This is a genomic window from Prochlorococcus sp. RS04, assembly GCF_001989455.1.
Classification (GTDB): Bacteria; Cyanobacteriota; Cyanobacteriia; order PCC-6307; family Cyanobiaceae; genus Prochlorococcus_A.
Window position 1 is genome coordinate 986073 of the sequence record NZ_CP018346.1, and the last position, 13164, is coordinate 999236.

Annotated in this window: 14 protein-coding genes and 1 tRNA gene; 6 read left to right on the plus strand and 9 right to left on the minus strand. The window is 31.7% G+C overall.

Annotated features, from left to right (window positions below):
* Window positions 1–26 precede the first annotated feature (26 nt).
* Window positions 27–461 (plus strand): adenosylmethionine decarboxylase, encoded by a 435-nt coding sequence (gene speD / locus BS621_RS05470; protein ID WP_077142106.1) that lies wholly within the window; start codon window positions 27–29, stop codon window positions 459–461.
* A gap of 6 nt (window positions 462–467) precedes the next feature.
* Here the strand turns inward: speD and larE are convergent, their stop codons facing one another.
* The gene (gene larE, locus BS621_RS05475; RefSeq protein ID WP_077142107.1) at window positions 468–1292 is read right to left on the minus strand and encodes an ATP-dependent sacrificial sulfur transferase LarE; all 825 of its coding nucleotides are present in this window, start codon (window positions 1290–1292) and stop codon (window positions 468–470) included.
* A 108-nt stretch (window positions 1293–1400) separates the two neighbouring features.
* On the opposite strand from larE, the gene BS621_RS05480 reads away from it, so the two are divergent.
* Window positions 1401–2561, plus strand: coding sequence for a cob(I)yrinic acid a,c-diamide adenosyltransferase (locus BS621_RS05480; protein ID WP_077142108.1), 1161 nt, complete (start codon window positions 1401–1403; stop codon window positions 2559–2561).
* Here BS621_RS05480 and moeB read toward each other — a convergent pair.
* Window positions 2558–3721 (minus strand): molybdopterin-synthase adenylyltransferase MoeB, encoded by a 1164-nt coding sequence (gene moeB, locus BS621_RS05485; protein ID WP_077142109.1) that lies wholly within the window; start codon window positions 3719–3721, stop codon window positions 2558–2560. The genes BS621_RS05480 and moeB overlap by 4 nt on opposite strands.
* 294 nt (window positions 3722–4015) lie before the next feature.
* On the opposite strand from moeB, the gene BS621_RS05490 reads away from it, so the two are divergent.
* Complete coding sequence (locus BS621_RS05490; protein ID WP_011819180.1) at window positions 4016–4381, plus strand: CAAD domain-containing protein; 366 nt, start codon at window positions 4016–4018, stop codon at window positions 4379–4381.
* 7 nt (window positions 4382–4388) lie between these two features.
* Here the strand turns inward: BS621_RS05490 and BS621_RS05495 are convergent, their stop codons facing one another.
* The gene (locus BS621_RS05495; protein ID WP_077142110.1) at window positions 4389–5267 is read right to left on the minus strand and encodes a fructosamine kinase family protein; all 879 of its coding nucleotides are present in this window, start codon (window positions 5265–5267) and stop codon (window positions 4389–4391) included.
* A 4-nt stretch (window positions 5268–5271) separates the two neighbouring features.
* On the opposite strand from BS621_RS05495, the gene crtD reads away from it, so the two are divergent.
* Entirely contained in the window at window positions 5272–6777 is a 1506-nt protein-coding gene (gene crtD / locus BS621_RS05500; protein WP_077142111.1) for a C-3',4' desaturase CrtD, read from the plus strand.
* Here the strand turns inward: crtD and BS621_RS05505 are convergent.
* The gene (locus BS621_RS05505; protein WP_077142112.1) at window positions 6767–7606 is read right to left on the minus strand and encodes a prephenate/arogenate dehydrogenase; all 840 of its coding nucleotides are present in this window, start codon (window positions 7604–7606) and stop codon (window positions 6767–6769) included. The genes crtD and BS621_RS05505 overlap by 11 nt on opposite strands.
* A gap of 95 nt (window positions 7607–7701) precedes the next feature.
* Between BS621_RS05505 and BS621_RS05510 the strand changes: the two genes are divergently transcribed.
* Complete coding sequence (locus tag BS621_RS05510; protein WP_077142113.1) at window positions 7702–9150, plus strand: DNA helicase; 1449 nt, start codon at window positions 7702–7704, stop codon at window positions 9148–9150.
* Between the two features lie 29 nt (window positions 9151–9179).
* Window positions 9180–9425 (plus strand): DUF2839 domain-containing protein, encoded by a 246-nt coding sequence (locus tag BS621_RS05515; protein WP_077142114.1) that lies wholly within the window; start codon window positions 9180–9182, stop codon window positions 9423–9425.
* Between the two features lie 2 nt (window positions 9426–9427).
* On the opposite strand, the gene recA is transcribed toward BS621_RS05515, so the two are convergent.
* From recA to ndhN, 5 genes are all read right to left on the minus strand, one after another.
* Complete coding sequence (gene recA / locus BS621_RS05520; RefSeq protein ID WP_025934047.1) at window positions 9428–10525, minus strand: recombinase RecA; 1098 nt, start codon at window positions 10523–10525, stop codon at window positions 9428–9430.
* A 112-nt stretch (window positions 10526–10637) separates the two neighbouring features.
* Window positions 10638–11414 carry an HAD family hydrolase gene (locus BS621_RS05525; protein ID WP_077142115.1) on the minus strand — a complete coding sequence of 259 codons (777 nt, stop codon included), beginning with the start codon at window positions 11412–11414 and terminating at the stop codon, window positions 10638–10640.
* Window positions 11415–11430: 16 nt separating this feature from the next.
* Window positions 11431–11502, minus strand: a tRNA-Gln gene (locus BS621_RS05530).
* A gap of 94 nt (window positions 11503–11596) precedes the next feature.
* Complete coding sequence (locus BS621_RS05535) at window positions 11597–12604, minus strand: Light dependent period protein LdpA domain-containing protein (RefSeq protein WP_077142116.1); 1008 nt, start codon at window positions 12602–12604, stop codon at window positions 11597–11599.
* 5 nt (window positions 12605–12609) lie between these two features.
* Window positions 12610–13086 carry an NAD(P)H-quinone oxidoreductase subunit N gene (gene ndhN / locus BS621_RS05540; protein WP_077142117.1) on the minus strand — a complete coding sequence of 159 codons (477 nt, stop codon included), beginning with the start codon at window positions 13084–13086 and terminating at the stop codon, window positions 12610–12612.
* Window positions 13087–13164 lie beyond the last annotated feature (78 nt).

A 13164-nucleotide genomic window follows, 5' to 3' on the forward strand; every position in this document is an offset into this window, starting at 1 on the left:
ATCTTAATTTCATATAAATTTCTTAAATGGAAATCTACAAAAAAAATCAAATTTTAAGTTCGTTAAGTAATGAGCAAAAATTAATTCATCAAAGTAAACACCTTTTGTTGGAACTTTATAGATGCGATCGCGAAAAATTAAATGACGAATCCTTTTTGCGCTGTATTTTAAATAGAGCTGCTAAATTGGCAAATGCAACAGTTTTGAATTTGATAAGTAATAAATTTGAGCCTCAGGGGGTTACGGCAATTGCATTACTGGCAGAATCTCATATTTCAATACATACTTGGCCTGAATCTAATTATTCGGCAGTCGATATTTTTACATGTGGTCAAAATATGATGCCTGAACTAGCTAGTCAATATTTAATTGAATTTTTGATGGCTAAAGAACATTCTTTGCGTGTCATTGAGCGAAATCCACCTTCAGCAGTCTCTAATCAGATCAGAACGGTTGTTTAACAATATTTACCTATTTAATTTTCCGCTTACAAGTCCCTCAAGATCTAAACTTGTGCAATTAAATCCTAAATTAGAAAAATATTGAACTAACTCACTAAAATTATATTTGTTAAAAAAATGCTTTAATTCATCTTGGGGAATTTCTATTCTTGCAGTTGAGCCTTGGCATCTAACTCTAACCTCCGATAATCCACATTCTTTAAGATATTCTTCTGCTTTCTCAACCATTTTTAGCCTTTCACTAGTTATTTCGTGGCCATAAGGAAATCTTGATGATAAACAAGGTTGAGCAGGTTTATCCCACCAAGGAAAACCTAATGCTTTTGATATATCCCTAATGTCTTGTTTTGAGACTTTAAATTTTGCAAGGGGAGAGATAACTCCTGCTTGTTTTGAGGCTTGTATGCCTGGTCTGTAATCTTTAAGGTCATCCAGATTGACTCCATCTAAAACTATCTTGTAATTAAGTTTTTTAGAGAGGTAGGTTGTATGTTTGTGGAGCTCTTTTTTGCATGCAAAGCATCTATCCCTAGGATTTTCACTATAACTTGATTGGTCTAATTCTGATGTTTTAATCTCTACATGCTTTACTCCAATCCATTTTGCTTGCCTTCTTGCTTCTTCACGAAGAGTAGTGGCTAATGCAGGAGAAATTCCAGTTATGGCAATTGCTTTGCTACCTAATTGCTCGAATGCTAATGATGCTACTAATGTACTGTCAACTCCTCCGGAATAAGCAATACAAACACTATCAAGATTCTTAATGTATCTTCTAATTGTATAAAGCTTTTCACTTTGTTCATCAGAGAGAATTTCTAGTTGATTGAACATGCTAATTACTTTAAAATTCAAATTACCTATGAATAGGTTGAATTTATTATTAAATCTTTAATAATATTCTTATCTATATCTTAGATTAAATTTACTAATTTTGTTCAATTGACGAATACGAGTAGAAATAGAGGAATTGGAATTGTCACAGCAAGTGACAGCCAAGAGAGATCAAAAGGTCAATTACATATTTATGATGGAGAGGGTAAGGGGAAAAGTCAGGCTGCATTGGGAGTAGTTCTGAGGACAATAGGATTAGGAATATGCGAAAAAAGACAGTCAAGAGTTTTACTTCTAAGATTTTTAAAAGGCCCTGAGAGACCATATGACGAGGATTCAGCTATAGAGGCTTTACAAAGAGGCTTTCCACATTTAATTGACCATGTAAGGACAGGAAGATCCGAATTTTTCACTGCTGACCAAGTGACAAAGTTTGATGTTGGTGAGGCCGAAAGAGGCTGGAATATTGCTAAAGGAGCAATTGCTAGTTCTCTTTATTCTGTAGTTGTACTGGATGAGTTGAATCCAGTTCTTGATTTAGGAATGCTTGATATCAATGAAGTAGTTAATACTCTGCAAAATCGTCCAGATGGATTAGAAATAATTATTACTGGAAGGGCAGCCCCACCCTCTTTGGTAAGAATATCTCAACTCCACTCAGAAATGAGACCACGTTTGACAGGAGACTTATCAGAACTATCCAAAAAAAGTAGTTATAGTGGTGGAATTGAGATTTATACAGGTGAAGGAAAGGGTAAATCCACAAGTGCACTCGGTAAGGCTCTTCAAGCTATCGGTAAAGGAATATCTCAAGATAAAAGTCATAGAGTTTTAATATTACAGTGGTTAAAAGGTGGAAATGGATATACCGAAGATGCTGCCATAGAAGCTTTGAGAGAGAGTTACCCTCATTTAGTAGATCATTTGCGTTCAGGCAGAGATGCCATTGTATGGAGGGGTCAACAACAACCAATTGATTATGTTGAGGCTGAAAGAGCATGGGAAATTGCTAAAGCTGCTATTTTGTCTGGCTTGTATAAAACAATCATTTTAGATGAATTGAATCCAACTGTTGATTTAGAGTTGTTACCTGTGGAATCAATACATCAAACGCTCTTAAAAAAACCAGCAGATACAGAAGTTGTAATTACTGGGAGGTGTAAAAATGAACCTTCATACTTTGAACTAGCTGATGTTTACTCTGAAATGGTTTGTCATAAGCATTATGCAAATGTGGGAGTTGATTTAAAAAGAGGAGTTGATTACTAACTTATTCTTAAAAAATTATTTCCACAATATTTTTTTATTTTTTCAATGCCGCCTTCAATAGATCTTGACTGAATTTTGAATTTAGACAAGATTCTTGAAGCTTTTTCAGAGCGTTTCCCCGATTTACATATAGTGAAAACCTCTTTATTTAAACTTTCTTTTTGAATAAATTTTAAGTCAGATTCTTGCTGTAAATAACTCAGGGGAATTGAGATAGATCCCTCTATTGCAGATTTAGAAAACTCTTCATTTTCTCTAACATCAATTAAAAGAATTTTGTTAGATTTTGCTTTGTATAAATTATTAAAGTCATTAGCATTTATACTTTTAATTTCATCGTTTTTCCCACAATATTCATCACTATTATAAAAGCTCTCAAACTGAGACAGATTTTTTATTCGTTTATTTAACTGATCACTTTTTAGATGTAATTTTTTCATATTCATATTAAAAAGATCAAAAATTAAAATTTTCCCATCTAAAATTTCACCTTTTTTTAAAATGATTTTGATAATTTCATTAACCTGAAGAATTCCTATTAAACCTGTTGAAACACCTACAACCCCGTATTCTGCACAACTAGGGACAGCATTTTTTGTAGGTGATTCTGGAAGTAAGTCTCTTAAATTAGGACTATTTTTATATAAATTAAAAACACTCACTTGCCCTTCAAAGCCTTGTACACTTCCAAAGACTAGGGGTTTATTTAATATCAGGCATGAATCATTTATTAAATATCTTGTGCCAAAGTTATCCGAGCAATCACAAATAACATCAAACTCCTTTATTAATTCAAGAGCATTTTTAGGATTAATTCTCTCTGAAAAGGTTAATATTTCACAATTAGGATTGAATTTTTTAATTCTTTTCCTAGCAGAATCAATTTTAAGATTGCCAATAGTATTTGTTTCATGAATTATCTGTCTCTGGAGATTAGACTTTTCAACTTGATCGTTATCAACTATTCCAATTCTCCCAATTCCTGCTGCAGCTAAATAAAGCAAAACGGAAGACCCAAGCCCACCTGCTCCAATACATAATACAGAGCTGTTTTTAAGATTTAGTTGACCCTCATAACCTATCTCTTTAAGGGTAAGGTGTTTTTGATATCTTTCTTCTTCATCAGGGTTTAAGAAATTAAATTTTATATTTTTGGACATTGAGATCCTTTAATTTTTGGGAGCTAAACTATGAAAATATAATAATTAAAATAAAAATTTTAGACTTTTAAAGTTTTCTTATTGCTCTGATTTATTAATGTTTTTGTTAGAACTAGATGATAATGTGAAGTTTTTATAAATCAATTTTAAGTTCAAATATCTTCAGAAAGCCTGCATACCAACGCCTCTAAAAAAATACAAAATGTTTCGGTTCGAAACTTTGCACAACAAAAAGGTAGTCAATAGACGTTTTTTCCGATACTGTCTGGTTCATATATTAAGTTTACTGAATTCATGAGTGATAACACTCCAGAGTCAAACCAAGACTCCGGCTCCGATACAAGCTCAGAAACCAAAAGTTTTTCAGAGAAGTACTCTGATGTTATGGGAAAAGTCAACGAAACCCTTGGTAATGTTGATTGGACTCAAATGGGTAAGTACGGCAAAGCGGCAGGCATAATTGCTGTTGTCGTAATAGCTCAGATAATAATTAAAGTTGTCATTGACACGATAAACTTTTTCCCAATTCTCCCTGGTTTACTAGAACTACTGGGCGTAATTGTTGTCGGTCAATGGAGCTGGCAAAATCTTCGTACCAGTGAAAATCGTGAAGCTGTTTTAGATAAGGTACAAAATCTTAAGAAGACATATTTAGGGTAGTTAAAGATTACATATTAAGAATTGCTTTTACGTAATCTTCAACTTGGTTTAAGTACCCTCCTCCAAACATATTGGCGTGATTCAATATGTGATAAAAATTATAAATAATAATTCTTTTTTCAAATCCGTTTTTTAAAGGAAAAATTCTATGATATTCTTCATAAAATTCTTTTCTAAAACCTCCAAATAGTTTTGTCATAGCTATATCTACTTCATTATCTGCCCACCAAGATGCGGGGTCAAATATAACCCCCTTTCCATTTTTGTCCATTCCTGCATTTCCTGACCATAAATCACCATGTACTAGAGCATTAATTGGTTTGTGATTCAGCAATTCTGATTTAATTTTTTCTTTAACTTTATTTATAATTTCTTTATCTAAAATTCTCGATTTAAGACTTAATAATTGAGGTATTATTCTTAAGTTTAAAAAACAATCTATCCAATTATCTTCCATGCCTTTTTTCTGATCTGTTGTTCCGATAAAACCCTCAACTGGAAACCCAAACATTTTGGGGTTAGATTCAGCTGATTTCAAGTGCAATTCACCTAAACCTTTTCCAAGTTTTTTTTGGTCAAAGTTATGCATATCTATCCATTCAATTAAAAGAATCTCTATATTTTTTATATTTTTATATGCAATAACTTCAGGAATAACTAAGTTTTCTTGATTAATGTATTTTCTCAAATTTTGGAGACAATATTTTTCAAATTCAAGAAATTTTTTGTTTCTAATGTTTCTTTTAAGGAATAACTTTTTGTTTGAGAATTCTATTCGCCATGCATTATGAATATCGCCACCATGTACTTGTTCAATACTTTTTGGATAGGTTTCACCTAATTCTTCACAAATTTCGTTAATTTCAATAGGAGATAATTGTTGCATTTTAATGAAAAAGTCTGAAGTTATTGTTGTAGGCGCCGGTATAGCAGGACTAACTTCTGCAGCGATTTTATCAAAACAAGGCTTATCAGTGACTTTAATCGAATCTCATACTCAAGCCGGAGGATGTGCCGGTACTTTTAAAAGAAAGAATTATACTTTCGATGTTGGCGCAACTCAGGTTGCTGGTTTAGAGAAGGGAGGAATACATTCTAGAATTTTTGATTTTTTAAATATTCCATCCCCTGAAGCAACAATTTTAGACCCTGCTTGCATTGTTGATTTAAATGATGGTGGTAATCCTATACCTATTTGGTATGAAAAAAGTAAATGGATTGCTGAACGAGAAATGCAGTTTCCTGGGAGTCAAAGATTTTGGAAGCTTTGTACCCTAATACATGAAAGTAATTGGATATTTGCTAATAATAATCCTGTATTACCAATAAGTAATTTTTGGGATTTTTCTCAACTTTTTAAGGCACTAGTACCTTCAAACCTTGTCACAGGTATCTTACTTAAATCTACTATTTTTGATCTATTGCGGATATGTGGATTATCCAAGAATGAGCGCTTGATTAAATTCTTAAATCTTCAACTAAAACTTTATTCTCAAGAGGACGTTTATAGTACTGCAGCATTATATGGATCTACTGTTCTTCAGATGTGTCAACAGCCACATGGTCTGTGGCATCTTAAAAAATCTATGCAGTCTTTAAGTGAAGCATTAGAAAGTTCATTAATTAAAACTGGAGTTAATTTAATTTTTGGACAAGAGGTTAATTCTATAACTTTTGACGACGTAAATATGTGTTGGCAACTATTTGCTAATTCGAAAAAAAAATCATTTATCTATCAAGCAAAAGATGTGATTTATACCGCACCTCCACAATCTTTGCTCAAGCATTTGAAAGATCCTTTAGAAAGAAAAAAAAATTATAAAAATCGACTTAATAATTTGCCTGATCCAAGTGGAGCTGTAGTTTTTTATTCAGCATTAAAAAAGGAACATATTAAAAAAACATTCTCCAATCATTATCAATTTGTTTCAAAAGAATTTTGTTCGTTATTTGTATCAATTAGTGATGATGGTGATGGAAGAGCCCCAAAAGGTGAGGTTACTTTAATTGCCAGTATCTTTACCAAAACTAAAGATTGGTTTGATCTAGATAAAGAAACTTACTTAAAGAAAAAAAATGGTTTCATGAAAAAAATATCCCTTGAATTGGAAAGTCAATTTGATATTGATCCTGAAAAATGGCTACATAGAGAATTAGCAACTCCATTGGGCTTTGAAAAATGGACAAAAAGACCTAATGGAATAGTAGGCGGGCTTGGTCAAAATCCAGATATTTTTGGTTTATTTGGATTATCAAGTAGGACACCTTTTGAAGGTTTATGGTTATGTGGAGATTCGATTTATCCAGGAGAGGGGACTGCAGGTGTTAGTCAGTCTGCATTAATGGTTTCAAGGCAAATTTTAGCTTCCAAAGGTATAGAAAATTTTAGTTTATAAAATTTTGTCTGTTTTCTTTTGCTTCAGCAAGTTTTTTAGAAAGTAAATCCCAATTTTTTTCTTTAATAAGAGATTCCAGTATATTCAGCTTATTTTTAAAATTATTTATGGAATTTAAAACATTGATCTGATTATTAATAGCTAAATCTAGGCCTAGTTGTTCATTGCCTCCGCCAACTCTCGAAGTGTCAGCAAATCCCGTAGCAGCTAATTTTTGTGAGAGATCTAATAAAGATTGATTATTTTTTGTTTGCGCAGTTTCTATGAGAGCAGAAGCTAAAAATATAGGCAAATGAGAAATTAGAGATACTGCTTCATCATGCTCTTTTGGCGAAGCTTGGCAAATTTCGCAATCCATTGATTTTATCAGCTCGGAAATAGTTCTGACTGAATTTAAATCACTATTTTGTGTTGGGGTAATAATCCATTTTGCATTTTTAAAAAGACCTTCAAAACCTGAATCCACTCCTTTTTTTTCTGTGCCTGCCATTGGATGAGATCCAATAAAAAGAGGATGTGAATTTTCCCATGTATTTACAATTGGTTCTTTTACAGACCCTACATCAGTTAGTATTGATTCCTGAGGTATTGATGCTACTAATTGTTGCGACGGACTGATCAAATCTTTGATAGGCAATGCCAAAATTATTAGCTCACATTTTTTTAATAAGCTCAGATCACAGCTAACAAAATTTGCAAGTTTTTTATCCTTAGCTTTTTTTTCATTAAATTCATTATTTGCTATTCCATAAATTGTATGATTTAGACTTTGGAGTTTTAATCCTAAAGAACCACCAATTAATCCTAATCCTACTATTCCAATTTTCATAAATTAATTAATTCAAGACCCTTTTTTATTGATACCAATTTTTTGTATATTAGGTTCATAAATTTTGCATGTTTTTGAAATTAAATTAATTATAAATGCTTGAAATTTTAAGTCATCAATATTTGAAAAATTTTTTGAGAGATCAAAGTATTAATTGGGAGCACATATATTCTTTTGGGAGGATAGTTTCCAAATGTATTGAAAATGATTCTACCTACCTAATTAATTCAGAAATTTTCTCTAGCTATGATTGGTTACCTCCAATTTTGATTTCTTTATTTTTAAAAGAAGAGGATTCAACTTTTATTTTATCTAAAGAAAAAATCCAATATATAATCCAATTTCAGATTGATTTATTGAAAAATCTAGGTTTTAATTTTATTTTGAAAAATGATCAATTTATTTTTGCAAATCATCATGTTCACTTGATAACTATCCAAAATTTTCTTAATGATCCCAATTCTCGTAATCTTAGAAATCATCGAATAGTTTATTCAGGAATTGAGGATATAAAACAGGATTTAAAAAATCATTTTAGGATTTCATTACTTAAAAAGGATTGGACAAAAAATTTGAAAGAATTTGAATTAATCAATCAAAAATTTATAAAAATATATGATTCGTTGAAGAAAAAGTTCTTTTTGAGAAAGGTCTTAGGAAATAGTTATATCAGTTTAGATGAAAATGAAATTAGTTTCTTGTCAAACTTTTTTCATGAAAATTCTTTTTATTCTGATAAATTTTTAAGCGTTAACAAAGCATTATCTCAAGGTTGGGCATGCTGGGTAAAGTTAAACGATACAAATTTAGATTGGAATTTGTATTTACAGCCAATAGATGAACTTTTTCAAATTAAGGAATTTTTTTCAAATAATAAATTTGTTTTTTTATCAGCATTGAGAAAAGATAATTTTTTCCAAATGTATTTTAAAAAGCATAGTTTAGATATTGATTTGGTTATTAATTTTAAGAGTAATTTTGAAGAGAAAAAGATTTCTTTATATATACCCACTAAACAGTTGCTTCCTAATAATCCTCTTTTTACCAATTCAATCTTGGACAAATGCAAAAAGTTAATACTTTTTAGAAAGGGTTTAACTTTAGTGTTGTCTGATGATATTGATTTAAAAACTAATCTTGCTACAGAATTAGCTTCTACTTACGGGAAAAGAGTATTGCTAGAGACAATTCCCTCAGGTAGAAATGAAATCCTTTGCTCTAGTTTTGACTGGTGGATTATGAATTCTTATTTAATTCAAATTCCAGAACAAATTATCATTCCTTTACTTCCGATTCCGAATATGTCAGAACCCATTAATGCAATTACCGTCTCTCATAAAAAGAAGCTTTCTCAAGATTGGTTTAGAGAGTTTTTTCTTCCTCAAGCTAGAATTAAACTTGAAAGATCTATTTCTCCTTTAAGAAGAAATTCAGGTAAGTTAATAATCCTAGATGGAAGAGCAAATAAAAGAAACTGGGGAAGATTACTTTTGCAAAACATTCAACCCTCAAAACAAATTCACTATATGCTACCTTTTGATTAGGTTATGATTTTGTAAATAACTAAAGAAATATGGGAGAAGCAAAAAGACGCAAAACACTTGGTTTACCTCCAAAAAAAAATAATACTAAAACTCAAATTGATGAGTCTCCAAGATTATTTGAATGGCTTCCCTTTACACTCAATCAAAGAGATAAACTAATTAAATTAAGTATTAAGGCCAGTTGGTTTGGAATCGGAGGGTTAGTAATCTTATGGATTGTAGTGAGATTTATAGGCCCTGCTGCTGGGTGGTGGACTTTAGCTGATTCTTTATAAATCTAAGCTACTGTTTTTATATCATTAACAGCGATTGTATTAGCAGGACTGCTATTTAATGCTTTCATTGAATTAGAACTGACTTCAGTTCCTTCTGTTAATTTCTCTTTAACTATAGATTCTACTTTATTCCTGATTTCTAAGTTTTGATCAAGCCAAATAATTGTATTATCTCTTCCTTGCCCAATATTTTCTCCTTCATAACTATACCAAGCACCTCTCCTTATGATGATATTAGTCTCTTCTGCTAAATCTAATAAGCATCCTGTTGTACTAATACCTTTCCCAAAGAGAATATCAAATTCTGCAATTCTAAATGGTGGTGCAACTTTGTTTTTTGCTACTTTCACTTTTGCTCTTATGCCATATTCTTCAGTACCTCTTTTAAGAGTTTGAATTCTTCTGATATCAAGTCTTACTGAGGCGTAAAATTTTAATGCATTCCCTCCTGTGGTTGTTTCTGGATTGCCGTATGTAACGCCAATTTTTAGGCGTAATTGATTCAGGAATATTACCGTACATCCCGATTTGCCAATATTTCCTGTTATTTTCCTCATTGCTTGGCTCATTAGCCTTGCTTGGCTTCCAATTACGTGATCTCCCATCTCTCCTTCTATCTCGGCTCTTGGGGTTAGTGCTGCGACCGAGTCAACAACAACAAGATCTACCGCACTCGATCTTATAAGTTGGTCAACTATTTCTAGAGCCATTTCACCAGTATCTGGCTGTGAAACTAACAAATTTTCAACATCAACACCTAAAGAGGCCGCATAAACTGGATCGAGTGCATGCTCAGCATCTACAAATGCAGCTACTCCTCCATTTTTTTGGACTTCCGCTATCGCGTGAAGCGTTAATGTAGTTTTTCCTGAACTTTCTGGTCCGTAAACTTCTACTACTCTTCCTTTTGGATAGCCTCCTCCTAATGCTAAATCTAATGTGAGCGCTCCAGTAGATATTGTTTCTACTTTCATTCTTGAGGCGTCACCAAGTCTCATTATTGAACCTCGTCCAAAATTTCTTTCTATTTGACCTAAGACAAGACTTAATGCCTTGTCTTTTTCTTTTGATTCAGTTTTTTTCTTTTCTTCAAGGCTCATTGTTTGATTTATTGGTTAAAGTTCTTGTAATTATTCTAAATTTGGAAATTTTTATTTAAACCAAACTTCATAAATACAAACTATAGTACATCTGTACTCTAGCTGATTATCTTTAAATTGCAACTAATTCTCCAAGGTTTCCTAATTTTAATAATTTGATTTCATTACTTAACTTATTTTTATCTGATTCTTTCAAATATCCCCAATCAGCTAGGAAGCATGGAATGTGAGAAGTTTCTGAATTTTGTTTAATATCGATTAGAGTTTTTTTTCTATCTTCTATAAATCCTAAAATTTCATAAGTTTGTGTAAGTTTTTCAGCTATTTTGATTTTTGTTCCTGATTCATAACCAAAAATAAATTCTGGAAAAATATTTAATTGTTTAAGAATTTTTTCTGCAAATATTTTACCTTTAGTAGTTATAACTCCAGTTTTTATTCCTCTTTTGCTTAATTCTTTCATAAAATTTATAATTTCAAAAAAAGGTTTATGTAAATTTACCCACGATTTAAAATCTTTATCAATTTGGTACTTGCGAGACTTATCTAACATTTTTTGTATATCTTCTGCTATCCAGGAATTTTCATTTAATATCCTCTGGCAATTTTGATGATAATTATTAATGAAATCATCTTTATTATCACTTTTTAATGGATTTTCTGTTTTTATAATTTCGTGAACAATTAGAATCATTTCCCAACCATATTTAACCCAAGGCCTAATTTCTTTGAAAGAATTTGGTACTCCTTGATAAAGTTTTTGATCAATAGTGATGTTGGGTGAATTTAAATATCTTTCACAGGCCAGCAAGGAGCTATGCCAATATTCTTCCATTCCATCAACTATTACTCCATCAAAATCAAATAGAAAAATTTTTTGAGAAGACACCAATTGAATATTAGAACTGGGCCGCTAGGATTCGAACCTAGGAATGTCGAGACCAAAACCCGATGCCTTACCACTTGGCGACGGCCCATTAAGTTTCCATTTTAATACATGAAAAGATTTTTTTCTATCCAAAAAATACAAATTTTTTATAAACATGGCGCTAGTTTTGAAAAATAAAAATATTATTTGAATGAGCTCGATTTCCATGGCTCTAGAAATTTCTGAGCTTTTTTGATCGCCAAACCCATTATTTCAGGATAGTCATAGAGTTTTTTGTTATTTTTGTGAGCAAATTCAATAAGGGGCTGCATAATTTTTCTTGCAGCACTTCCAAATGCTATTCCATCTGGGAGATTATTTGAATTCAACAATTCATGAGTTTTTTCATTTGTTCCTCCTGCTAATTGAATTAATCCTGGTGGAAGATCTGAACCGATTTTTTCAAACAATTTAACAGCATCTCTACTTGTTGTAAGAGCAAGATCTCCAGACATTGGCCTTCCATCTAGTTGCCAAATAAGGGGAATATCTAGCTCATTCAGAATTTCATATCTTTCCCAAAGAGCTTTCAAAAGATCTTCGGGCTCTTGGGTCCTTTTAAAAGATTGATTTAATCCACAACTAATAGATATCTTGTCTAATTTCATTCCAGAACTTTTAAGGATACTTACAACTTTTGTGAAAGAATCTAGGCGATTGATTTCTGTGTGAATTTCTACTGCATTAGGCCTTATTTTTTGAAGTGTTGATGCTAAATTATTTTTTGACAAATTATATTCATATTCACTAATTAGATTTAGAGGACAACTATTTAAACATCTTCCACATCCATAACATTTACTCTCTTTAATTCCAAAATTATCAATTGCAAAGGTGGGGCATACTTTTTCACATGGTCTTGGACAACTAGGGGGACATTTTAAAGGATCAAATTTTGCTTTTCGAAAGTGGATATCATTACCATCACTAATACTTATCATTAATCCAGGGGAGTTTTTAAAGACTTTTTTTGCCCAATCGATTCCTTTTTTTGCTGCATAAACTATAGATTCTTCTGCTGCAACATCTATGTAGTCAACACCAGCAGCAGTATAAATTGCACATAAATCTTCTATGGCAACAATATCTTCATTACTGGCACCACATATTAACTTAATCCATTTATCTTTTTTATTCTTGGTTTTAATCAAACAATTTAACTTTTAAATTCATCCAAAATATAATTACTTAATGATTTCCATTCAAGTTTTCTTGAACCCCCCATTTCAACAACTATTGTTAGTTTATTATCGTTAGTGCAAATCTCTATTAAGCTTTCTAATTCAGATTGAGATAATACTTGACCTTCTAATAACCAAAGTAATTTATTTTTATCATTTTCATTAAATAACTCAGAAGCTTGTGGGATAACTTGTTGAACTTCCCCAAGCGCTCCGTTTCTTCCAATACTTTGATGACCAAGGTGAGGTGGTCTAACGCCATGCAATTTAAGCAAAAAAACTTCTGGGTCTCCAAGCCCTCTTGCTGAAGTTATAAAAGTTTTAAAGCCTTTGGCCCTCATTCTCCTCAAAAGACGAGTTTCATAACCACCTTCAAGAGGAGCAAATATTGCGAGACATTTGTTAGTTTTTAAATCGTTATGAAACTTTTTCCCTGAGAGAAGTAATGGCATAAAAATTTCCTTTATTTCTATTTTATTTTATTTTATGGTACTTGATGATGTACAATTGTGATTCAGTGAATTTTTAAG